The 22,372-nt window shown below is 69.0% G+C and carries 16 protein-coding genes; 13 read left to right on the top strand and 3 right to left on the bottom strand.

The window, feature by feature from the left end; genetic code table 11:
• Nucleotides 1–4 precede the first annotated feature (4 nt).
• Both LH076_RS11760 and LH076_RS11755 read left to right on the top strand, forming a co-directional pair.
• Entirely contained in the window at nucleotides 5–1,012 is a 1,008-nt protein-coding gene (locus tag LH076_RS11760) for an SIS domain-containing protein (protein ID WP_227780900.1), read from the top strand.
• A 30-nt stretch (nucleotides 1,013–1,042) separates the two neighbouring features.
• Entirely contained in the window at nucleotides 1,043–2,143 is a 1,101-nt protein-coding gene (locus LH076_RS11755) for an acyltransferase family protein (protein WP_227780899.1), read from the top strand.
• On the opposite strand, the gene LH076_RS11750 is transcribed toward LH076_RS11755, so the two are convergent.
• Nucleotides 2,112–3,050 carry a DUF808 domain-containing protein gene (locus LH076_RS11750; protein WP_227780898.1) on the bottom strand — a complete coding sequence of 313 codons (939 nt, stop codon included), beginning with the start codon at nucleotides 3,048–3,050 and terminating at the stop codon, nucleotides 2,112–2,114. The genes LH076_RS11755 and LH076_RS11750 overlap by 32 nt on opposite strands.
• A gap of 128 nt (nucleotides 3,051–3,178) precedes the next feature.
• Here LH076_RS11750 and ahcY point away from each other — a divergent pair, with 128 nt between their 5' ends.
• The 10 genes from ahcY (at nucleotide 3,179) to secA (ending at nucleotide 17,027) form a co-directional block, all read left to right on the top strand.
• The gene (gene ahcY / locus LH076_RS11745) at nucleotides 3,179–4,618 is read left to right on the top strand and encodes an adenosylhomocysteinase (protein WP_227780897.1); all 1,440 of its coding nucleotides are present in this window, start codon (nucleotides 3,179–3,181) and stop codon (nucleotides 4,616–4,618) included.
• A gap of 19 nt (nucleotides 4,619–4,637) precedes the next feature.
• Nucleotides 4,638–5,333: an MtrAB system response regulator MtrA gene (mtrA, locus tag LH076_RS11740; RefSeq protein ID WP_227780896.1), complete on the top strand. Its 696-nt coding sequence runs from the start codon at nucleotides 4,638–4,640 to the stop codon at nucleotides 5,331–5,333.
• A 21-nt stretch (nucleotides 5,334–5,354) separates the two neighbouring features.
• A complete protein-coding gene (gene mtrB / locus LH076_RS11735) occupies nucleotides 5,355–6,959 on the top strand; it encodes an MtrAB system histidine kinase MtrB (protein WP_265333817.1) in 1,605 nt (534 codons plus the stop codon).
• Nucleotides 6,956–8,722: an LpqB family beta-propeller domain-containing protein gene (locus LH076_RS11730; protein ID WP_227780894.1), complete on the top strand. Its 1,767-nt coding sequence runs from the start codon at nucleotides 6,956–6,958 to the stop codon at nucleotides 8,720–8,722. Before mtrB ends, LH076_RS11730 begins: the two co-directional genes overlap by 4 nt.
• Before the next feature lie 137 nt (nucleotides 8,723–8,859).
• Nucleotides 8,860–9,582 (top strand): ComF family protein, encoded by a 723-nt coding sequence (locus LH076_RS11725; protein ID WP_227783639.1) that lies wholly within the window; start codon nucleotides 8,860–8,862, stop codon nucleotides 9,580–9,582.
• A gap of 333 nt (nucleotides 9,583–9,915) precedes the next feature.
• On the top strand, nucleotides 9,916–10,554 hold the full coding sequence (gene hpf / locus LH076_RS11720; RefSeq protein ID WP_227780893.1) for a ribosome hibernation-promoting factor, HPF/YfiA family: 639 nt from the start codon (nucleotides 9,916–9,918) through the stop codon (nucleotides 10,552–10,554).
• A 105-nt stretch (nucleotides 10,555–10,659) separates the two neighbouring features.
• Entirely contained in the window at nucleotides 10,660–11,331 is a 672-nt protein-coding gene (locus LH076_RS11715) for a response regulator (protein ID WP_227780892.1), read from the top strand.
• A 1,420-nt stretch (nucleotides 11,332–12,751) separates the two neighbouring features.
• Complete coding sequence (locus tag LH076_RS11710; protein ID WP_227780891.1) at nucleotides 12,752–12,955, top strand: hypothetical protein; 204 nt, start codon at nucleotides 12,752–12,754, stop codon at nucleotides 12,953–12,955.
• 14 nt (nucleotides 12,956–12,969) lie between these two features.
• Nucleotides 12,970–14,163, top strand: coding sequence for a winged helix-turn-helix domain-containing protein (locus tag LH076_RS11705; RefSeq protein ID WP_321573699.1), 1,194 nt, complete (start codon nucleotides 12,970–12,972; stop codon nucleotides 14,161–14,163).
• An 11-nt stretch (nucleotides 14,164–14,174) separates the two neighbouring features.
• Nucleotides 14,175–17,027 carry a preprotein translocase subunit SecA gene (secA, locus tag LH076_RS11700; RefSeq protein ID WP_227780890.1) on the top strand — a complete coding sequence of 951 codons (2,853 nt, stop codon included), beginning with the start codon at nucleotides 14,175–14,177 and terminating at the stop codon, nucleotides 17,025–17,027.
• Between the two features lie 115 nt (nucleotides 17,028–17,142).
• On the opposite strand, the gene LH076_RS11695 is transcribed toward secA, so the two are convergent.
• Both LH076_RS11695 and LH076_RS11690 read right to left on the bottom strand, forming a co-directional pair.
• Nucleotides 17,143–19,716 (bottom strand): glycoside hydrolase family 65 protein, encoded by a 2,574-nt coding sequence (locus LH076_RS11695; RefSeq protein WP_227780889.1) that lies wholly within the window; start codon nucleotides 19,714–19,716, stop codon nucleotides 17,143–17,145.
• On the bottom strand, nucleotides 19,713–20,438 hold the full coding sequence (locus LH076_RS11690) for an HAD family hydrolase (RefSeq protein WP_227780888.1): 726 nt from the start codon (nucleotides 20,436–20,438) through the stop codon (nucleotides 19,713–19,715). The genes LH076_RS11695 and LH076_RS11690 overlap by 4 nt, the downstream gene beginning before the upstream one ends.
• Before the next feature lie 59 nt (nucleotides 20,439–20,497).
• Here LH076_RS11690 and ilvD point away from each other — a divergent pair, with 59 nt between their 5' ends.
• Nucleotides 20,498–22,345 carry a dihydroxy-acid dehydratase gene (ilvD, locus tag LH076_RS11685; RefSeq protein WP_227780887.1) on the top strand — a complete coding sequence of 616 codons (1,848 nt, stop codon included), beginning with the start codon at nucleotides 20,498–20,500 and terminating at the stop codon, nucleotides 22,343–22,345.
• The last annotated feature ends 27 nt before the right edge of the window (nucleotides 22,346–22,372 follow it).

The raw sequence follows: 22,372 nt of genomic DNA, 5'->3' as shown, positions 1-22,372 counted from the left end.
GACCGTGTTCGACGAGACCCGGCTCGACGACGAGGGCGTCCTCGCCACCGCCGACCTGCGCCTGAGGGGTCTCGCCGAATCCGGTGCGCGCGTACGCCGTGAGGCACTCGCCCTGACCGACGCGAGCGCCACGCTGCGGGACCGCGTGACCGGTCGTCCCCGCGCCGTCATCGCCGCCGGACCCGACTCGCGCCTGCTCCGTGCCGTCCTCGAGCCCACCTGTCCGGTGCCGCTCGTGGCCTGGCCCAGCGCCGGACTGCCCGGCTGGGCGGGCTCGCTCGACCTGGTCGTCGTGCTCGCACCCGACGGGGGAGACCCCGCCACTGCTGCGGCCGTCTCGGAGGCGAGCCGACGGGGCTGCCAGGTGCTCGTCGCAGCGCCGGCTGCCTCCCTCGTCGCCGAGCATGTCACCGGCACCGACTCGTTCCTCGTGCCGACCCAGACCCGCGACCAGTTGGCGGTCGCGGTCGCGGTGCTCAGCCTGCTCGCCGACCTCGGTCTCGGGCCGGCCACCGATCCCGACCAGATCGCCGCCGTCCTCGACGACGTCGCCGTCGAGTGCTCACCGCACCGGGAGCTGACCACCAACGTGGCGAAGCTCCTCGCGCTCTCGCTGGGCGACGCGACGCCGCTCGTCTGGGGCGGCTCGATGCTCGCGGCGCGGGCGGCACGCAGGGTCGCGGAGGCACTCCGGCGAGCAAGCGGTCGTGCCGTCGTCGCGGGGGAGACCGATCAGTTGCTTCCGGTCCTCGAGGCCGCCGAGGCCGCCTCCATCTTCGACGACCCCTTCGACTCACCGGCCGCGCCGAAGCCTGTGCTCGTCGTCCTCGACGACGGCGTCGACGAGCCCGCGATCCACGAGCAGCGCCGCCGCCTGACGGCGGTCGCCGACCAGCGCAACCTCCGCGTCGAGCTCATCTCCGCCGACTCGGGCGGGGACGTCGCCCGCTACGCCCATCTCGTCCTCGTCGGCACCTACGCATCGGAATACCTCAGGTTGGGCACTGCATAGCTCTCAGATGCGTTGGGTACACAGGGGCGGGTGAGTGCGCAGCGAGACCCCTGGTTCGACAATGCCAAGATCATCTTGGTGACCCTGGTCGTCGTCGGGCACGCCTGGACGCTCCTGCCGGACTCCGGTCCGACCGGGGGTCTCGACGCTCACCTCTACGACTTCCTCTACACCTGGCACATGCCGGCGTTCGTGTTGGTGACCGGCTACCTCTCGCGCCGGTTCGTCCTGACCCGCCGCTCGGTCTGGGGCCTGGTCCGCGGACTGGCCGTGCCCTACGTGATCCTCGAGGCCGCGCTCGCCCTCTTCCGCTACTGGGCCGGTGGTGAGCACCTCCACCACCTCTGGATCAACCCGCACTGGCCGCTCTGGTACCTCCCGGCCGTCTTCTTCTGGCGCCTCGCCACCCCGCTGCTGCGCCGGTCCGTGATCGCCATCCCCGTCGCGGTCGCCGCCAGCCTGGCCGGGGGCCTGCTCACGACCTCGACCATGGACGTCTCCCGCATCCTCGGCTTCCTGCCGTTCTACGTCATCGGCATCCACCTGACGTCGGAGCGGATCGAGGCGCTCCGCACCCGCGAGGCACGCGTGCTCGCCGTCGGCGTCTTCGTCGGCGTGTGGGTGCTCAGCGGCCATCTGCGTGACTGGGCCGGCAGCGGCGCATGGCTCTACTACAACGACACCTACGCCTCGATGGACGCCTCGGCCTCCGAGGGCTACGTCGTCCGCCTCATGACCCTCGCCGCCGGCCTCGTCGCGGCCGCCGCCTTCTTCGCCCTCGTCCCGCGCGCCCGCGGCTGGTGGACGCAGATGGGCGCGGTCACCCTCGTCGTCTACCTCTGCCACGGCTTCTTCGTGAAGAGCCTGCGGTACGCCGGCTGGGGAGACTTCATCGAGCACCTCGGTGTGCTCGGCATCGTGCTCACGACGCTCATCTCCGTCGCGATCGCCCTCTTCCTGGCCTCGCCACCGGTCTCGCGGTTCCTCAGCCACGTGATCGACCCCTTCGGCTACGCCGAGAAGCAGCTCGACCAGGCCGTCGAGGTCCAGGCCATCCGGGTGCCCGACGAGGTGCAGGCGGTCGAGCGCGAGCTGGCGCTCAGTGGCCCTTCCGCGGCACGAGGTGCATGACGCCGACGACGATCGCGCCCAGCACGAAGCCGATGAGGGCGGACACGACGGTGTTGAACAGCCAGCCGGCGATCGCGCCGACGGCGTGCAGGTGCTCGTGGACCGAGTGCTCCGCCTCGTGCACCCATCCGTAGGGCTGGTGCAGGCCGAGCTCGTGGGAGCTGGTGAGGACGAGGTGGCCGCCCACCCAGATCATCGCGGCGGTGCCGATCACCGAGAGTGAGGCCAGGAGGGCGGGCATCGCACGGACCAGGCCGCGCCCGAGTGCCTGGGCGCCGCGGCCCGAGCGCTGCGCGAGGTGGAGTCCGACGTCATCCATCTTCACGATCGCGGCGACCACGCCGTAGACGCCGATCGTGATCAGGATGGCGACGACGACGAGGATGAGCAGCCGCGTCCAGATGGACTCGTCGGCCACCTCGTTGAGCGCGATCACCATGATCTCGGTGGAGAGGATCAGGTCCGTGCGGACGGCGCCGGCGATCATCTCCTTCTCCCTCGCCTCGCCCTCGGCGAGGACCGGAGCCTCGTCGCGGTGCCCGTGCCCGCCGATGCCGAGGGCCTCGAGGACCTTCTCGACCCCCTCGAAGCAGAGGTACAGGCCACCGCAGATCAGGATCACCGGGATCACTCCCGAGGCGAACTGACTGAGGAGCAGGGCGACCGGCAGGATGATGAGGAGCTTGTTGCGCAGTGACCCCTTCGCGATCTTCGCGACGATCGGCAGCTCGCGCTCGGGCGCCAGCCCGTCGACGTACTGGGGGGCGACGGCGGTGTCGTCGATGACGACGCCGACGGTCTTGGTGGTGGCCCGACCGGCGGCGGCTCCCACGTCGTCCAGCGACGCCGCCGCGAGCTTGGCGATCGCGGCGACATCGTCGAGAAGACCAAACAGTCCGGCGCTCATGGTCGAAACCCTAACGGCGATGCAGCGGGGAAACGTGTTCGTGGGTAGCCTGAGGCGACGCTGCGCGGGAGATCCCGAACGAGTGCAGATGCACCGCAGTCGACAACTTCAGGCCTGAAGGAATTTTCATGGACTACAAGGTTGCTGACCTGAGCCTGGCCGAGTTCGGCCGCAAGGAGCTCACCCTCGCCGAGCACGAGATGCCCGGCCTCATGGAGATGCGTCGTCGATACGCCGACTCGCAGCCGCTCAAGGGCGCCCGTGTCGCCGGCTCGCTCCACATGACCATCCAGACCGGTGTCCTCATCGAGACCCTCGTCGCCCTCGGCGCCGACGTCCGCTGGGCCACCTGCAACATCTTCTCCACCCAGGACCACGCCGCCGCTGCCGTCGTCGTCGGCAAGGGCACGCCGGAGGACCCGCAGGGCACCCCCGTCTTCGCCTGGAAGGGCGAGACCCTCGCCGAGTACTGGGACGAGGCCGAGAAGGTCTTCGACTTCACCGACGCTGACGGCAACAAGATCGGCCCGAACATGCTCCTCGACGACGGCGGTGACATCACGCTGCTCGTCCACAAGGGCGTCGAGTTCGAGAAGGCCGGCGCCGTGCCCGGTCAGGACTCCACCGACAACGAGGAGTTCAAGGAGGTCCTCCGGGTCCTCGAGCGCTCCCTCGCCAACGACCCGCAGCGCTGGACCAACATCGCCAACGGCATCAAGGGCGTCACCGAGGAGACCACCACCGGTGTGCTCCGCCTCTACGACCGCTTCAAGGAGGGCTCGCTCCTCTTCCCGGCGATCAACGTCAACGACTCGGTCACCAAGTCGAAGTTCGACAACAAGTACGGCTGCCGCCACTCGCTCATCGACGGCATCAACCGCGGCACCGACGTGATGATCGCCGGCAAGACCGCCGTCATCTGCGGCTACGGCGACGTCGGCAAGGGCTCGGCCGAGTCCCTCCGTGGCCAGGGCGCCCGTGTCATCGTCACCGAGATCGACCCGATCTGCGCCCTGCAGGCGGCCATGGACGGCTACGAGGTCAAGCGCCTCGAGTCCGTCGTCGACTTCGCCGACATCTTCATCACCACGACGGGCAACTTCGACATCATCCGCGTCGAGCACTTCGAGCGGATGAAGAACCAGGCCATCGTCGGCAACATCGGTCATTTCGACAACGAGATCGACATGGCCGGCCTCGCCAAGATCCCCGGCATCGTCAAGGACGAGATCAAGCCGCAGGTCCACCAGTGGATCTTCCCCGACGGCAAGAAGGTGATCGTCCTCTCCGAGGGTCGCCTGCTCAACCTGGGCAACGCCACGGGTCACCCGTCGTTCGTCATGTCGAACTCCTTCACCAACCAGGTCCTGGCGCAGGTGGAGCTCTTCACGAAGACCGAGGAGTACCCGATCGGCGTCTACGTCCTGCCGAAGCACCTCGACGAGGAGGTCGCCCGCCTGCACCTCGACGCCATCGGTGTCGAGCTGACCGAGCTCACGCAGGCCCAGGCCGACTACCTCGGCGTGCCGGTGACCGGCCCGTTCAAGAGCGACCACTACCGCTACTGATCGGCCTGAGAAGAACCAGATGACAAGCAGTCCTGACGCCCGCGGGCGCATCCTCGTCGTCGACGACGATGCGTCGCTCGCGGAGATGCTGGCCATCGTGCTGCGTCAGGAGGGCTTCGACTCCGAGGTCACCGGTCGGGGCGATGAGGCGCTGGAGCTCTTCCGCTCCTATCGCCCCGACCTGGTGCTCCTCGACCTGATGCTGCCCGGCATGGACGGCATCGAGGTGTGCAAGCAGATCCGCGTCGAGTCCGGCGTCCCGATCGTGATGCTCACCGCCAAGGGCGACACCGTCGACGTCGTCGTCGGCCTCGAGTCCGGGGCCGACGACTACGTCGTCAAGCCGTTCAAGCCCAAGGAGCTGATCGCCCGCATCCGCGCCCGGATGCGCCGTTTCGACCCGGTCAGCTCCGAGTCGCTCCAGATCGGCGACCTCGCCATCGACGTCGCCGGCCACTCGGTCACGCGTGACGGCGAGCCGATCAGCCTGACGCCGCTGGAGTTCGACCTCCTCGTCTGCCTGGCCCGCAAGCCGTGGCAGGTGTTCAGCCGTGAGGTCCTCCTGGAGCAGGTGTGGGGCTACCGCCACGCCGCCGACACCCGGCTGGTGAACGTGCACGTCCAGCGGCTGCGCTCCAAGGTCGAGCATGACCCGGAGAACCCCGAGATCGTCGTCACCGTCCGTGGCGTCGGCTACAAGGCCGGCCCGCAGTAGCGGCCCGGCTGCGCCGTCGAGATGCGTCGGTTCTGGGCCCGCTTCTGGCGGCGCTCACTCCAGGCTCGGGTCGTGATCAGCACGGTCCTGCTCACCGTGCTCGCCAGCTCCGTCGTCGGCTGGTTCCTGCTCTCCCGCGTCCGTGAGGGACTGCTCGACCACCGGGTCAACGCCGTCGTGGCCGAGACCGCGACCGAGGTCGACGACGCCCGGGACCGCCTCTCGGCCGCCTCCACCGTCGACCTCGACGCCGGCGGCCAGCAGCGCGACCTCGTCGAGCCGATCATCCAGCGCGGTGCCACCCGCGGCTTCGAGGTCGTGATGGCGGGCCCCATCGTCGACGGCGGCGGCCGGATCTCCGAGGGCGGGGCCGAGTTCTCGCCCGGTCTCATCACGAGCAGCGTCCCCACCCGCCTGGAGGCCCACTTCCTCTCCGGCGGTACGCCGTCGGCCTGGACCTACACCACGATCCGCTCGACCGCGGCGAGCGGCCGCATCGTCCGCGTGCCCGGAGTCGTGGTCGGCTCGGAGATCTCACTCCCGGCCGACGGGGCCAGCTACGTCCTCTACTTCCTCTACCCCCTGACCGACGAACAGGAGACGCTCGGCCTCGTCGGCCGTGCCCTCATCGCGGCGGGAGGCCTCCTGCTCGTCCTCATGGGCGGGGCCGCCTGGCTCGTCACGCGGCAGGTCGTCACCCCCATCCGGCTCGCGCGCCAGGTCGCCGAACGGATCACCGCGGGCCAGCTCCAGGAACGCCTCATCGTCCACGGTGAGGACGACCTCGGCCGCCTGGCGCTCTCCTTCAACCAGATGGCCGACACCCTCCAGCGTCAGATCCGCCAGCTCGAGGACCTCAGTCGCGTGCAGCGCCGCTTCACCAGCGACGTCTCCCACGAGCTCCGCACACCGCTCACCACCGTCCGGATGGCGAGCGACATGCTCCACGACGCCCGGAGCACCTTCGCCGACCCGGCAGCCTCCCGCGCCGCCGAGCTGCTGCACACCGAGCTCGACCGCTTCGAGCGGCTGCTCACCGACCTGCTCGAGATCAGCCGGATGGATGCCGGTGTCGCCCCGCTCGAGGCCGAGGACGTCGACCTCGTCGAGCTCAGCCACCGCGTCGTCGACGCCGCCGAACCGCTTGCGGCCACCCGCGGCCTCGACGTGCGCGTGATCGACCCGGGGCACCCCTGCCTCGCCGAGGTCGACGCCCGCCGGGTCGAGCGGATCCTGCGCAACCTGGTCACCAACGCGATCGACCACGCCGCGCCTCCCGGGGAGCACCCGGATGGCGACGTACTCGTGCAGGTGGGGGCCGACGGCGAGGCCACCGCCGTCACGGTCCGCGACTTCGGTGTCGGGCTGGCACCGGGGGAGTCCGCGATGGTCTTCAACCGGTTCTGGCGGGCCGACCCCGCCCGCGCTCGTTCCAGCGGCGGCACCGGCCTCGGCCTGGCGATCGCGCTCGAGGACGCGACCCTCCACGGCGGCTGGCTGCAGGCCTGGGGCGTCCCGGGCAGGGGAGCGGTCTTCCGCCTCACCCTGCCGCGTCATGTCGGCCGGGCCCTGCGACACAGCCCCCTGCCGCTCGTGCCCGCTGACGCAGCGGAGGTGCGCCCATGACCGCGCACCGACCCAGCCGCGTCGCCCGGGCCGCCCGGGCCGCCATCGTCGCGCTCGCGTCCCTGCTCCTGCTCGCCGGCTGCATGGGGGTGCCGACCACGGGGGAGGTCGTCTCCGTCGGGTCCGGCGGTGCGGCGACCGACCGCACGCCGGGCATCGCGATCGACCCGAGGCCGCCCCGCAAGGGGATGGGGCCGAGCGAGATCGTCGACGGGTTCCTTGAGGCGATGCTCGCCACCCCGCTGCAGACCCGCACCGCCCAGCAGTTCCTCACCAGTGATGCCCAGGCCGACTGGCACCCCGGTGACGAGATCCTCGTCTACTCGGGCAAGGAGGCCGCCGCGGCGGAGACCGACGAGAGCGTCGACGTCCAACTCGGCCCGACGTGGCGGATCGACGACCGCGGCGTCTGGCGTGGGGCGGTCACCACGGCCGAGCAGACGCTGAGCTTCGACGTCGTCAAGGACGGCGACCAGTGGCGCATCGCGCACGCGCCCGACGCGCTGATCGTCCCGGACTGGTGGTTCGAGGGCCGCTACAGCCAGATGGCGCTCTACTACTTCAACGCCGATCAGAGCCTGCTGGTCCCGGAGCCGGTCTTCGTGCCGCGCGGCAACGAGCTCGCCACGGTGCTGATCCGGGACCTGCTGCACGGCCCGGGCGAGGACCTCGCCGGCATCGTTCACTCGGTCATCCCGTCCGACGTCGGGCAGGGGCTCTCGGTGCCCGTCGACGCCAATGGAGTGGCCGACATCGCCCTCACCGGGAGCTCCTCCCAGCAGAAGCTCTCCGCCGACGAGATCGGCCTCCTGAGCGCCCAGTTGGCGTGGACGCTGCGGCAGGACCCGGACATCACCAAGGTCCGGCTCTCGATCGGCGGCCAGCCCGTGACGCAGCCCAATGGCAAGACGGAGTTCAACGTCGCCGACACCGGGCCGCAGTTCGACCCCTCGGGCTACCAGTCCTCGCCGCTGTTCTTCGCCCTCCGCGAGGGCAAGGTCGTGGCCGGGACGCTGCCGTCGCTCAACACCACCCGCGGCCCGCTCGGCCGACGGGCGCACGCGGTGCGCAGCATCGGCGTGGACCTGCGCGGCTCGCAGGTCGCGGCCGTCAGCAGCGACGGCCACTCGCTGCTGCTCGGCTCCATGACCGACATCGAGGGTGTCACCAGCACCGCGATCTCCGGCGCCCAGGACCTCCTCAAACCCTCCTGGGACGGACTCGGGCGGATCTGGGTGGTCGACAGCCGACGCGGCGGGGCCGCCGTCAGTGTGGTCGCCGGTGGCCAGGTCAGTCCGATCCAGGTGCCGGGCATCAGCGGCGCTGACGTACGCCGCCTGCTCGTCTCCCGCGACGGCACCCGCCTCCTCGCCGTAGTGCGCACGCCGATGGGCGACCGTGTCCTCGTCAGCCGGATCACCACCGCCGCGGACGGCACGCCGTCGGCGCTCGAGAAGGCGCGTGTGATCAGCAGCGACCTCGGCACGATCGACGACCTCGCCTGGTCCTCGTCGACCTCGGTCGTCGCGCTCCACACCCAGGAGTCGTCGGCTCGTGTGACGACGCTGCCGATCGACGGTGCGGGGGCCGCCCTGCTGCCCGGTGGGACGCTCGTCGGCCAGCCGCTCACGGCCCTGATCGGCTCGCCCGCGACCGGCCAGCCCTCGTACGGCGTCCACGGCACCGACCTGATCAGCCTCTCCACCGTCGGCCGTGACGAGCGCGTCCCCGACGCGCTCCACGCCCTCACCTACGCCGGCTGACCCGCCGAAAGGCCCCTCCCTCACCGCCGAGTCCGGGCTCCCCTCCCGCCGAATCCCGGGTTTCCTGCCCGCGCTCTCCACAGGCGGCTGCTCGCGACTGGCGGTGGCCGCCCCCGGCGATGAGGCTGGCCCGCGTGATGCTCGACGCCGCCCTGGACCTGATGCTCGGCAGCAGCTGTGTGGGCTGCGCCCGGCCGGGACGGCTCCTGTGCACCGACTGCCGAGCGTCGCTCCCGACCTCCGCCGCGATCGCGTGGCCGACCCCGACGCCGGCCGGGCTCGCCCCACCCTTCGCCACCGGCCCGTACGACGACACCCTCAAGGCCATGGTGCTCGGTCTCAAGGAGCATCGACTGCTCGGCCTGCAGCGCCCGCTTGCCGAGCTCCTCGCCACGGCGGTGACGACGCTGGTGGCCGAGCTCGCCGCACCGACTCCGCTCGTGCTCGTCCCGGCCCCCTCGCGGCCGAGCAGCACGCGCGCCCGCGCCCTCGACTCGATGTGGGTCCTCACGCGCCGAGCCGCCGCGCTCCTCCGAGCCGGTGGTGTCGAGGTCACCGCACACCACCTGCTCCGCACCCGGCCCGGCGTGCTCGACCAGGCGGGACTGGACCACACCGCCCGGGCCGCCAACCTCGCCGGCTCGATCACGTGTCCGTCGGCCGGACTCGTCCGACTGGCGAGACGCACAGGAGCCGCCAGCGTGGTGCTCTGCGACGACGTCATCACCACCGGTTCGACCGCGCGCGAGGCGCAGCGCGCGCTCGAAGCGGTGGGCCTCAGGGTCGTCGGGATCGCCACGGTCGCGGCGACCACGCGACGAATTCCGAGTGAATCGGCCCGAAAGGTTGGCCCGAGCTGATCCCCGGTCTAACGTCTCTACATGGAGTCCGTTCGGGTCCGTGATTGCGTCGCAGAGGCGCCCGGTTCCCGAGCCCCTTTGCGACAAGCCGATGCCAGTCGCAGGCAAAACGGTCCACGTAACCCAGGTGACTGGGGAGCATGGTGCGGCTTAGTCGTAAGTCCTGCCCGGACCTCGCGATCAGATATCGCGGGATCACCGGAGACGGTGGCGTGGCATCAAGCCGCCAGCCCGCAGCAGGCGAGTGTGGGGTCAAAGATCAGGTCGGCCGGACGGATCTCCATGCCCATTGCTCCAACCAATCCGGCTTGATGCCGGGCCCAGGAGGTATCCATGGACATTGTCGTCACGGCACGCAACTGCGAGGTCTCCGACCGTTTCCGCACCCACGTCGCGGACAAGCTCGGCCGTCTCGAGAAGCACGATCACCGCCTCATGAGAGTCCACGTCGAAGTGGACTGCGAGCCCAACCCGCGTCAGCACAAGGGCGCGGTGCATGTGGAGCTGACCGCCTACTCGAAGGGCCCGGTGATCCGGGCCGAGGCGTGTGCGACGGACAAGATGGCCGCCCTCGACATGGCGCTCGACAAGATGGCCTCCCAGATGAGGCGCGCCTCGGACCGTCGCCGTGTCCACCGCGGCCGGCACGCTCCCGTCTCCGTGGGCCAGGCGCTGGCCGACGTACCGGAGACGACGCTGGTGCCGGACTCGCTGGCCGCGGCTGCTGCTGCGCACGACGGTGAGCAGGAGCGCCAGGTCGGCCCGATCACGGTCATGGGCGACGGCCCGCTGGTCGTGCGCGAGAAGGTGCACCCGGCGACCAAGATGACCCTCGACGACGCGCTCTACGAGATGGAGCTCGTCGGCCACGACTTCTTCCTCTTCGTCGACAAGGAGAGTGAGCGACCGTCCGTCGTCTATCGGCGGCGGGGCTATGACTACGGCGTGATCGCCCTCGACCTGGGCGATTAGTCCTACCCGCCCCGGACGGCGAGTAGCCCGACCGGGTGGTCTCCGGCACGCAGCTGTGCGTTGAGGAGACCACCCGGTCGTGTCATGTCGTGCCATGATGTGCCCATGTCCACCAGCCCGGCCGCGCCTATCCGGGTGCTGATCGTCGATGACCAAGAGCTCTTCCGCCGTGGATTGATGATGGTCCTCAGCAGTGAGACGGGCATCGAGGTCGTCGGCGAGGCCTCCGACGGTGAGCACGGCGCGCAGATGGCCGCCCAGACCGCTCCCGACGTGGTGCTGCTCGACATCCGCATGCCGAGGCGCACCGGCCTCGAGGCGTGTGCCGCGATCAAGGCCGCGGTGCCGACCACCAAGATCATCATGCTGACCGTCTCCGACGAGGAGGCGGACCTCTACGACGCCGTGAAGTCCGGCGCGTCGGGCTACCTGCTCAAGGACTCCTCGGTCGAGGAGGTCGCCCAGGCCGTCCGCGTCGTCGCCGACGGCCAGTCGCTGATCAGCCCCTCGATGGCCGTCAAGCTGATCGATGAGTTCAAGCAGATGAGCCGCCCCGAGCGGGACAACGGCACCGGCGTCCGCCTGACCGAGCGTGAGCTCGAGGTCCTCCGCCTCGTGGCCAAGGGCCTCAACAACCGTGAGATCGCCAAGCAGCTCTTCATCTCCGAGAACACGGTGAAGAACCACGTGCGCAACATCCTCGAGAAGCTGCAGCTCCACTCCCGCATGGAGGCGGTCATGTACGCCGTCCGGGAGAAGCTCCTCGACCTGCCATGACCGCGACTGTCAGCGCACGTAGATGTATGCCCGACTGACGTACGAAAAGTAGCCTGTCCGCAGCGCAGCGATAACCACGCAGAGGTTCGGTGATGCGCAGGTCGCTTGTTGCTCTTGGTCACTCCACGACGTGCTGCTTGTAGGCGGGGAAAAGTCGATTACATGACTCGGCCCCCAGTCGAATCCGTTAGGGCTGAGCCTGACCGTAGCGCCTCCGACAGCAATGCATCCCGATCCGATGGAGCAGTGCAAGTGCCAAGAAGCCGGACGGCTAGGGCCCGGATTCGTGGGATCCGCTGGACAGGAACTGACAGTGCTCCAAGAGGCGCCGCGCCAAGATCCATACTCAGCGCATAGAGATCCAGTGAAGCATGCGTTTGCGGCGGCACAACTGATTTCTGTCCGAAACGAGTACTTGGCACCTGCGTTTGGCTTCGCTCCCGTCCAGATGGAGAGGCGTTTGCTCGCCGAGTCGGAAGTAAGGCACTTGTTAGGTCCGACGCAGGCGGTGCTCCAGAGGTGATTACCCGTAGTCGCGCGGATCGGCGTGCTCCACCGCGACCGAATCCTCGGAACCGCCTTGTGTCTCCTCTTTGCCCTCTTCTGCTTCTTCGTGAGTGGCGCCGCCATCCACGACTCGGCGGGCTTGGCCTGAGTCCGGGCCTGGGGCGTCCAGGTTATGAGCCAGCCGCCGCTCCCTGCTCCGCCTACCCCGGGGGCCAATCCGGCGCCGTCCAGAACGACGCCACAGAAATTGCGGCTTACGCAACTGAGACTGTCGAGATAGCCGGACCACGGGTACTTTCTCGGCTTCTTCTTCGAGCGCGAGATTGGAACCCATGGACCCGCTGCGGACACACTCCAACGCCCGTTTAGGTAGGTCCGGTACGTGTAGACACCGTGGTTCTGACCGTTCTCAATGTGCTGGCCGGTGAGCAGCATGCAGAAGCCGTCCGGCGCGCAACTCAGTGTCCCGCTGTCGGCAGAGGCGAGCTTCAGCGATTGACTCCAAGTAGTGCCACTGAGCCGGAGCAGCACAAGAGCGCCGCTGGAACTTCGGGTTGTACCGGTGCCTAGCGCAAAGCAGGTGGCGTCGTCGGCGCAGGCAAGGTCGATTGGATAAAAGTTCGTCGGGAACGTGACTTGGCGCCATGGGTTCTCCCCGACCGCTTGGGTGGGATTGGACGACGCTACACCTTCGTTCCCTTCCACGCTTGCCGTGACCACGACAGTGATGCGCTTGCCCTCTGTCTGGGGCGTTAGGGCGAAGGCCTTCTCAGGGAGGCCCGGGTCGCTCGTCAATGGTTGACCGTCCGCATACCACCGATAAGTGATCGAGGTTGGAGTCGTAGCCCAAGTTCCGGGTGAGGCAGTAAGTATCTCCCCGACTTGCGCCGTCCCGGCGATAGTCGGCAGGGACATGTTCTTCATCGCCGAGGGAGATTGCTCCGCAGCGAACGTCGGCGCGATCGCCAAGATCTGGATCGACAAGAACAGCACGAGTGCGCGGGCAACGATCCGAATAGACACCAACTTCTCCCCTCAACTGGAGGGTGAGCGTATCCAGCCCTGGGCGTGCGCGAAGCGCTTTGCAGGAATCGCTATTGGGCACCCGGAGTCGTAGTTATTCTCCGAGCCGTGACCCAGACGCTGTCCCTCGCGCAGGCGAGACGGATCGCGCTCGCGGCGCAGGGGTTCATGGATCGGGCCCACGAGGTGCCGACGATGCGGACCCTGCAGCGCACGATCGAGCGCACCGGCGTCCTCCAGGTCGACAGCGTCAACGTGCTGCAGCGGGCGCACTTCATGCCGCTCTACTCACGGATGGGCCCCTACGACACCGATCTGCTCCGCCGGGCGTCGACCGGCAGGCGTGAGCGGCGGCTCGTCGAGTACTGGGCGCACGTGCAGGCGCTCATGCCGGTCGAGCTGTGGCCCGTGATGCAGCACCGGATGGCCGCTTACCGCGCCCAGCGCGGCAAGTGGGGCACCTCGGCCGAGCACGACCGGCTCGAGGCGAGCCTCCTGGCCGAGATCCGGGAGCGCGGCGCCTCGACGTCGCGACAGCTCGACGACGGCCTGCCGCGGACGAAGGACCACTGGGGCTGGAACTGGTCGCAGACCCGACGCGTCCTCGACGCGATGTACTCCGCCGGGCAGGTCGCCATCGCGGGGCGCAACTCGCAGTTCGAGATCCTCTACGACCTGCCCGAGCGGGTGATCCCGACGCGCATCCTCGACCTCCCGACGCCGAGCAGGGCGGAGGCCGACCTCGAGCTGATCCGCCGCGCAGCGCGCTCCCACGGCGTCGGCACGGCGAGGGACCTCGCCGACTACTACCGGATGGGCGTCGCTGACACCCGACTCGGCCTCGCTCAGCTCCTCGAGGCAGGCGAAGTGGAGCAGGTCGCCGTCGAGGGCTGGCGGCAGCCGGCGTACCTCATCACCGGCGCCCGCCTCCCACGCAGGGTGACCGCGAGGGCGCTGCTCAGCCCGTTCGACCCGCTCGTCTGGGAGCGGGCGCGCACCGAGGCGCTCTTCGACTTCCACTACCGGATCGAGATCTACACGCCGGCAGAGAAGCGGATCCACGGCTACTACGTGCTGCCGTTCCTGCTGGGGGACAGGATCGTCGCCCGGGTCGACCTCAAGGCCGACCGCCGGCGTGGCGTACTCGTGGTCAAGGGCGCGTACGCCGAGTCCTCGGCCCCACCCGAGACGCCGCCGGAGTTGGGGGCCGAGCTCGAGCGTCTCGCCGGGTGGTTGGGACTGGGTGCGATCGAGGTGGAGCCCCGCGGGGACCTTTCGTCCGCACTCGCCCTGCCCCGGTAGAGTGATCCCTCGTGGCCATTCTCGACAAGATCCTCCGCATCGGCGAGGGCAAGATCCTCCGCCAGCTCGAGGGGATCGCCAAGGCAGTCAACGCGATCGAGGACGACTACGTCGCCATGAGCGACGAGGAGCTCGCCGGCCAGACCGCGATCCTCCGCGAGCGCTACGAGAACGGTGAGCCGCTCGACGACCTCATGTACGAGGCGTTCGCGACGGTCCGCGAGGCTGCCAAGCGCGTGCTCGGCATGCGCCACTTCGACGTCCAGATCATGGGTGGCGCCGCCCTGCACCTCGGCAACATCGCCGAGATGAAGACAGGTGAGGGCAAGACCCTCGTCGCCACACTGCCGTCCTACCTCAACGCACTCGCAGGCAAGGGTGCGCACGTCGTCACGGTCAACGACTACCTCGCCACCTACCAGTCCGAGCAGATGGGCCGCGTGTTCAGCTTCCTCGGCCTGACCACCGGTGTGATCCTCCCCGACATGACGCCGGAGCAGCGGCGGGCGGCGTACAACTGCGACATCACCTACGCCACGAACAACGAGCTCGGCTTCGACTACCTCCGCGACAACATGGCCTCCTCGATCGAGGAGTGCGTGCAGCGCGGCTTCTTCTACGCCTGTGTCGACGAGGTCGACTCCATCCTCATCGACGAGGCCCGTACCCCGCTCATCATCAGTGGTCCCACCGAGGACGACGTGAAGTGGTACGCCGAGTTCGCCACGATCATCGACTCGATGCAGCGCGACGTCGACTACGAGGTCGACGAGAAGAAGCGCACCATCTCCGTGCTGGAGCCCGGCATCACGAAGGTCGAGGACCACCTCGGCATCGAGAACCTCTACGAGGCCGTCAACACTCCGCTCATCTCCTTCATGAACAACGCCGTGAAGGCCAAGGAGCTGTTCCACAAGGACAAGGAGTACGTCGTCATCAACGGCGAGGTGCTCATCGTCGACGAGCACACCGGCCGCATCCTCTCGGGTCGTCGCTACAACGACGGCCTGCACCAGGCGATCGAGGCCAAGGAGCGCGTGGAGGTCAAGGAGGAGTACCAGACCCTCGCGACCGTGACGCTCCAGAACTTCTTCCGCCTCTACGACAAGCTCTCCGGCATGACCGGAACGGCCATGACCGAGGCCTCCGAGTTCGACAAGATCTACCAGCTCGGCGTCGTCCCGATCCCGACGAACAAGCCGATGCTGCGCATCGACCAGCCCGACCTCGTCTACCGCACCGAGGTGGCGAAGTACGACGCCGTGGTCGAGGACCTCGCTGAGCGCCACGCCACCGGCCAGCCGGTCCTCGTCGGCACCGTGTCGGTCGAGAAGTCGGAGTACCTCTCCAACCTGCTCAAGAAGAAGGGCGTGCCGCACACCGTCCTCAACGCCAAGGTCCACGCCGACGAGGCCAAGGTCGTCGCGCTCGCCGGTCACAAGGGCGCCGTCACCGTCGCCACGAACATGGCCGGTCGAGGCACCGACATCATGCTCGGTGGATCCGTCGAGTTCCTCGCCGACCAGGAGCTGCGCAACCGCGGCCTCGAGCCGACCGGTGAGACCGAAGAGGCCTACAACGAGGCCTGGCCCGCCACCGTCGAGAAGGTCAAGGCGCAGGTCGCTGCCGAGCACGACGAGGTCAAGGCCCTCGGCGGCCTCTACGTGCTCGGCACCGAGCGCCACGAGTCACGCCGTATCGACAACCAGCTCCGTGGTCGTTCCGGCCGTCAGGGTGACCCGGGCGAGTCCCGCTTCTACCTCTCGCTCGAGGACGAGCTCATGCGGCTCTTCAAGTCCGAGTGGGTCGACCGCGTCCTGCAGATGCTGAAGATCCCGGACGACGTCCCGATCGAGGCCAAGCGTGTCACCGGCGCGATCGCCAACGCCCAGGGCCAGGTCGAGTCGCAGAACTTCGAGTCCCGCAAGAACGTCCTCAAGTACGACGACGTCATGGACCGCCAGCGCAAGGTCGTCTACGCCGAGCGCCGCGAGGTCCTCGAGGGTGCCGACCTGCGCGAGCAGATCAAGGGCTTCATCGACGACGTCGTCGCCGGTGCCGTGGCCTCCCACACCGAGTCGTTCGCCGAGGAGTGGGACCTCGAGCAGCTCTGGACCGACCTCGGGCAGCTCTGGCCGATCTCGCTCTCGATCGAGCAGCTCGAGGACACGGCCGGTGGCCGCGACAACCTCGAGCGCGACGACCTCGTCGAGCTGCTCCAGATCGACGCCCACGCCGCCTACGAGGCCCGCGAGGACGAGGTCGGCGAGGAGGTCATGCGGGAGCTCGAGCGCCGCGTGCTCCTGTCCGTCCTGGACCGCAAGTGGCGCGAGCACCTCTACGAGATGGACTACCTCCGCGAGGGCATCTCGCTGCGCGCCTACGCCCAGCGTGACCCGCTCGTCGAGTACCAGCGCGAGGGCTTCGAGATGTTCGGCGCCATGATGAACTCGATCAAGGAGGAGGCGGTCGGCTTCCTCTTCAACCTCGAGGTCCAGGTCGAGGAGGAGCCCGAGGTCCACTACCACGCGGACGGCTCCGCCCACGCCGGCCCGATGCACGCCGGTGCCTTCGCCGAGCCGCCGGTGGGGATCGACGACCCCGCAGCCGGTGTCCTCGAGGACATCTCCGCCGCGCTCAAGGCCGCGTCGCCCAACATCAAGGCGAAGGGCCTCGACAAGCCCGCACGCCCGGCCAAGCTGACCTACTCCGCGCCCGACGAGTCCGGCGACGAGGCCGTCTCCGGCGGCAACACCACCGTCAGCAACGCCGACGACCCATACGCCGGCGTCGGCCGTAACGACCCGTGCCCCTGCGGCTCGGGTCGCAAGTTCAAGCAGTGCCACGGGAAGACCGGCGCCTGACCCACCCCCTTAACCACGCGAGATCCGGGTTTCTGCCCTTCGAGATCCGGGTTCCGGCCCTCTGGGCCGGACCAAAACCCGGATCTCGAAGGGCAGAAACCCGGATCTCGCGCTGTCAGTTGCGCTGGTCGTGGGCCTCGTAGTCGGGGATCTGCACCTCTCCGGTGACCGGGTCGGTGGGGCCGACCGAGGGCTCCGGGACGGCGGCGGTGATCTCCGAGCCGTCGGCGCGGATGCCGCCGACGACGGGGACCGGGCCGACATGGCCCGGGGTGCGGGGGCCGTGGTGGGGCAGGCCGATCACGAGCGGCGTGTCCGGGCGGACGGTGTAGTCCGCTCCGCGCACCGAGACCGGGACGTCGCCGGTGCCGGCGTCGACGCGGATCTCGATCCGCTCCTCGGTCAGGCGCACCTGGAGGCGTGACTCCCGCCAGCGCACCTTGAAGGTCAGCTCGTCCCACTCCTCGGGGAGTCGTGGGTCGAAGGAGAGCTTCCCGCCGAAGTCGCGCATGCCGCCGAAGCCGAAGACCAGCGCGGCCCACACGCCACCGGTCGAGGCGATGTGCATGCCGTCGACGGTGTTGCCGTGGAGGTTGGCGAGGTCGACGTACAGGCCGTCGTAGAAGTAGCGCAGGGCCACCTCGTGGTAGCCGACCTCGGCGGCGATGATCGACTGCACGACCGCCGACAGGGTGGAGTCGCCGGTGGTGATCGGGTCGTAGTACTCGAAGTCTGCGCGCTTCTGGGCGAGCGTGAAGCGGTCGCCCTGCAGGAAGAGCGCCAGGACCACGTCGGCCTGCTTGAGCACCTGGAAGCGATAGATCACCAGCGGGTGGTAGTGCAGCAGCAGCGGCCGCAGCGACGCGGGCGTGTTCGGCAGGTCCCAGACCTCACGGTCGAGGAACGAGTCATCCTGCGGGTGGATGCCCAAGCCCTCGTCGTACGGGATTCGCATCGAGGCGGCGCAGCGCTCCCACTCGAGGACCTCGTCGTCGGAGAGGTCCAGGCGGCCCGCGATCTGGGTGTAGTCCTCGGGCGCGATCTCGCGGATGAGGCGGACGGTGGCGACGGCCTGCTCGAGGTTGAAGCGGGCCATCACGTTGGTGAAGAGGTTGTTGTTGACGACCGTCGTGTACTCGTCGGGGCCGGTGACGCCGTGGATGTGGAAGACCTCCTCCTCACCCAGCGGGGACTGGCGCCAGAAGCCGAGGTCGGCCCACATCCTGGAGGTCTCGACGAGCACGTCGATGCCCTCCCGGATCATGAAGCCGATGTCGCCGGTGGCGGCGACGTACTTCGTCATGGCGTAGACGATGTCGGCGTCGATGTGGACCTGCGCGGTGCCTGCGGCGTAGTAGGCCGAGGCCTCCTCGCCGTTGATCGTGCGCCAGGGGAAGAGCGCACCGCGCTGGGCGAGCTCGGCCGCGCGCTCGCGGGCGGCGGGCAGCATGACGGAGCGGAAGTGCAGCACGTTCCGGGCGAGTGCCGGCTGGGTGTAGGTGAGGAACGGGACGACGTAGACCTCGGTGTCCCAGAAGTAGTGGCCCTCGTAGCCCGACCCGGTCACGCCCTTGGCCGGTACGCCGATGCCGTCGGCCCGTGCGGAGGCCTGGGCGAGGGTGAAGAGGTTGAACCGGATCGCCTGCTGGACGGCGACCATCCGGTCGTCCGCGCCCGCGACCGTGCAGTCCGCGGAGGCCCAGAAGTCCGCCCACCACTCGCGCTGCTCCTCGGCGAGGCGCGGGACGCCGATGCGGCCGGCACGGTCGAGGGTGCGGTCGCAGCGGTCGGAGAGCTCGCGCACGGGTACACCGCGGGAGGAGTGGTAGGCGATGATCTTGTCGAGCCGCAGCGTCGTGCCCTCGGTGGCCTCGACGCGGAAGACCATCTTGGTGCGGTCGTCGTCGGCGCGGACCAGCGTCTCGACCTCGTCGCGGGTGGTGAGGTGATGGTCGGCTGCGACGGCGATCGTCATGCCGGAGCGCGCGGCCTGGTACCCGAGCAGCATGCGGGTGTCGTCTGCGTACGACATCTTGGGGATGAGGACGCGCTCCTCGAAGGCGGCCGCCTTGCGCGGGTCGGTGCCCTGGGCAGTCCCGCTCGGGCCGGTGTGGTGGTACTCGTCGCGGCCGTCCTGGCGGTTGAGCAGCTGGCTGGAGATCACGAGCGGGGCACTGCCGCTGAGCATCGTGACCTCGAGGCTCATCACGGCCAGATGGCGCTGGGCCATCGAGACCATGCGGGTGGAGTCGATCTTGACCCGCTTGCCACTGGGCGTGCGCCAGATCAGCGAGCGGCGAAGGATGCCGTCGCGGAAGTCGAGGGTGCGCTCGTAGGCCTCGAGGTCGGCGGTGCCGAAGGTGAGGGGCTCGTCGTCGACGTAGATCTTCATGACCTTGGCGTCGGGCGCGTTGACGATCGTCTGGCCGGTCTTGGCGAAGCCGAAGGCGTTCTCGGCGTGCTTGATCGGCCAGGTCTCGTGGAAGCCGTTGACGAACGTTCCATGGGCGAAGGACGGCCGGCCCTCCTCGGGGTTGCCGCGCATGCCGAGGTAGCCGTTGGCGACGCTGAAGAGCGTCTCGGTCAGGCCCGGGTCCTCGGTCGAGGTGGAGGTCTCGATCAGCCGCCACGGGTCGACGGGGAAGCGGCTGCGGTCGATCGGGTCCGCGGTGATGGTCTCTGCATTCACTGGGCACCTCCTGCGGCGCCGTCGGGGACGAGCTCGGCCAGGTCCTTCACGAGTACGTCGGCACCCGCATCGGTCAACGCGGAGCCGGCGCCACGGTCGACGCCGATGGTGAGTCCGAAGTGCCCGGCCTTGCCTGCCATGACGCCGCTGACGGCGTCCTCGAGCACGACCGACTCGGCCGCGGTGGCGCCGAGGACCTCGGCGGCGTGCAGGAACGTGTCCGGGGCGGGCTTCCCCGGCAGGGCGAGGTCGCGGGCGACGTGCCCGTCGACGATCGTCTCGAAGCGGTCGTAAAGGCCGGCTGCACGGAGCACTGCCGGCGCGTTGGCTGACGAGCTGACGACGGCCTGCTTGATGCCGAGCGCGTCGAGGTGGTCGATCAGTGCGACCGATCCGGGGTAGGCCTCGACGCCGTCGCGCTCGAGCACCTCGTTGACCCTGTCGTTCTTGAGGTCACCCAGACGGACCACCTCGTCACCGTCGAGGTGGATGCCCCGTGACTCCAGGAAGGAGCGGACGCCGTCGTAGCGCGGCTTGCCGTCGACGTACGCGTGGTAGTCGGCGTCGGTGAAGGGTCGCTGCTCCTCGGACGCCGGTCGGGAGGCGAGATAGTCGTTGAACATCTCCGCCCACGCCTGCATGTGGACGAGCGCGGTGGGGGTCACCACGCCATCGAGGTCGAAGAGGACGGCCTTGTACGCAGGCCAATCGACGGCTGCCATGCGTCCAACCTAGCGGGACGAGGAAGCCGTTGTGTCACAGCGGGCTTACCCTGTGGGGCATGCCCATCCTCCGCTCCGCAACCTCGACCTCGGGCCGCAACATGGCCGGTGCCCGCGCACTCTGGCGTGCCACCGGCATGACTGACTCTGACTTCGGCAAGCCCATCATCGCGATCGCCAACTCGTTCACCGAGTTCGTGCCCGGCCACGTGCACCTGCGCGACCTCGGCAAGATCGTGGCCGAGGAGATCGTGGCAGCGGGCGGCGTGGCGAAGGAGTTCAACACGATCGCCGTCGATGACGGCATCGCGATGGGCCACGCCGGCATGCTCTACAGCCTTCCGAGCCGCGAGCTCATCGCCGACGCGGTGGAGTACATGGTCGAGGCGCACCGGGCCGACGCGCTCGTCTGCATCTCGAACTGCGACAAGATCACGCCCGGCATGCTGATGGCGGCGCTGCGGCTCAACATCCCGGTCGTCTTCGTCTCCGGCGGTCCGATGGAGGCCGGCAAGACGCAGGCCGTCGAGGGAGTCGTGCACTCCAAGCTCGACCTCGTCGACGCCATGGTCGCGGCGGTCGACGAGAGCGTCACCGACGCCCAGCTCGACAGCATCGAGCGCTCCGCCTGCCCGACCTGTGGCTCCTGCTCGGGCATGTTCACCGCCAACTCGATGAACTGCCTCACCGAGGCGCTCGGCCTCGCGCTGCCCGGCAACGGCTCCACCTTGGCCACCCACAGCAAGCGCCGCGCCCTCTTCGAGCAGGCCGGCCGCACCGTCGTCGAGCTCTGCAAGCGCTACTACGAGGGCGACGACGAGTCCGTCCTGCCGCGCAACATCGCCACCCATGAGGCCTTCGAGAACGCCTTCGCGCTCGACGTGGCCATGGGCGGCTCGACCAACACCGTGCTGCACCTGCTCGCGGCCGCTCGCGAGGCGGGCATGACCTTCTCGGTCGACGACATCGACGCGGTCTCGCGTCGTGTCCCGTGCCTCTCCAAGGTCGCCCCGAACTCGCCGAAGTACCACATGGAGGACGTCCACCGGGCCGGTGGCATCCCCGCGCTGTTGGGCGAGCTCAACCGCGGAGGCCTGCTCAACCGCGACGTGCACGCCGTCCACGCAGCAACGCTCCAGGAGTGGCTCAACGAGTGGGACATCCGCGGCGGCTCGGCCTCCGACACGGCGCTTGAGCTCTTCAAGGCCGCCCCCGGCGGCGTCCGGACCACGCAGGCCTTCTCCACCGACAACGAGTGGGCCTCGCTCGACACCGACCAGGCGGACGGCTGTATCCGCTCGATCGAGCACGCCTACACCAAGGACGGTGGCCTGGCGATCCTCAAGGGCAACCTCGCCGAGGACGGCTGCGTCGTGAAGACGGCAGGCGTTCCCGAGGAGATCTGGCAGTTCACCGGCACCGCGATCGTCTTCGAGAGCCAGGACGCTGCGGTCGAGGGCATCCTGTCGAAGAAGGTCCAAGCGGGCCACGTCGTCGTGATCCGCTACGAGGGTCCCAAGGGCGGGCCCGGCATGCAGGAGATGCTCTACCCCACGTCGTACCTCAAGGGCCTCGGCCTGGGTCAGCAGTGCGCCCTGCTCACCGACGGCCGCTTCTCCGGCGGTACGTCGGGTCTGTCGATCGGCCACGTCAGCCCTGAGGCCGCGGGCGGCGGCCTGATCGCCCTCGTCGAGGACGGCGACCAGATCTCGATCGACATCCCGCGCCGTTCGATCAGCCTCGACGTCGACCAGTTCGTCCTCGACCAGCGCCGGGCCGCGCAGGAGAAGCGCGAGAAGCCGTTCACCCCTGTGGACCGCGACCGCCCGGTCTCGGCGGCCCTGCGTGCCTACGCCTCGATGGCCACCTCGGCCTCCGACGGCGCCTACCGCCGCGTCCCTGAATGAGCGCAGCCCTGAAGAAGCGCAGTCCTG

This window comes from Nocardioides sp. Kera G14, assembly GCF_020715565.1.
Classification (GTDB): Bacteria; Actinomycetota; Actinomycetes; order Propionibacteriales; family Nocardioidaceae; genus Nocardioides.
This window is presented reverse-complemented; position numbering and strand designations above follow the sequence as displayed.

What these genes read in the sequence shown, in the direction of transcription:
- LH076_RS11715 (WP_227780892.1), top strand. Translation starts at nt 10,660, where the DNA reads ATGTCCACCAGCCCGGCCGCGCCTATCCGGGTGCTGATCGTCGATGAC.
- LH076_RS11690 (WP_227780888.1), bottom strand. Translation starts at nt 20,438, where the DNA reads ATGGCAGCCGTCGATTGGCCTGCGTACAAGGCCGTCCTCTTCGACCTC.
- LH076_RS11725 (WP_227783639.1), top strand. Translation starts at nt 8,860, where the DNA reads ATGCTCGACGCCGCCCTGGACCTGATGCTCGGCAGCAGCTGTGTGGGC.
- LH076_RS11730 (WP_227780894.1), top strand. Translation starts at nt 6,956, where the DNA reads ATGACCGCGCACCGACCCAGCCGCGTCGCCCGGGCCGCCCGGGCCGCC.
- LH076_RS11750 (WP_227780898.1), bottom strand. Translation starts at nt 3,050, where the DNA reads ATGAGCGCCGGACTGTTTGGTCTTCTCGACGATGTCGCCGCGATCGCC.
- ahcY (WP_227780897.1), top strand. Translation starts at nt 3,179, where the DNA reads ATGGACTACAAGGTTGCTGACCTGAGCCTGGCCGAGTTCGGCCGCAAG.
- mtrA (WP_227780896.1), top strand. Translation starts at nt 4,638, where the DNA reads ATGACAAGCAGTCCTGACGCCCGCGGGCGCATCCTCGTCGTCGACGAC.
- LH076_RS11710 (WP_227780891.1), top strand. Translation starts at nt 12,752, where the DNA reads ATGTTCTTCATCGCCGAGGGAGATTGCTCCGCAGCGAACGTCGGCGCG.
- ilvD (WP_227780887.1), top strand. Translation starts at nt 20,498, where the DNA reads ATGCCCATCCTCCGCTCCGCAACCTCGACCTCGGGCCGCAACATGGCC.
- mtrB (WP_265333817.1), top strand. Translation starts at nt 5,355, where the DNA reads ATGCGTCGGTTCTGGGCCCGCTTCTGGCGGCGCTCACTCCAGGCTCGG.
- hpf (WP_227780893.1), top strand. Translation starts at nt 9,916, where the DNA reads ATGGACATTGTCGTCACGGCACGCAACTGCGAGGTCTCCGACCGTTTC.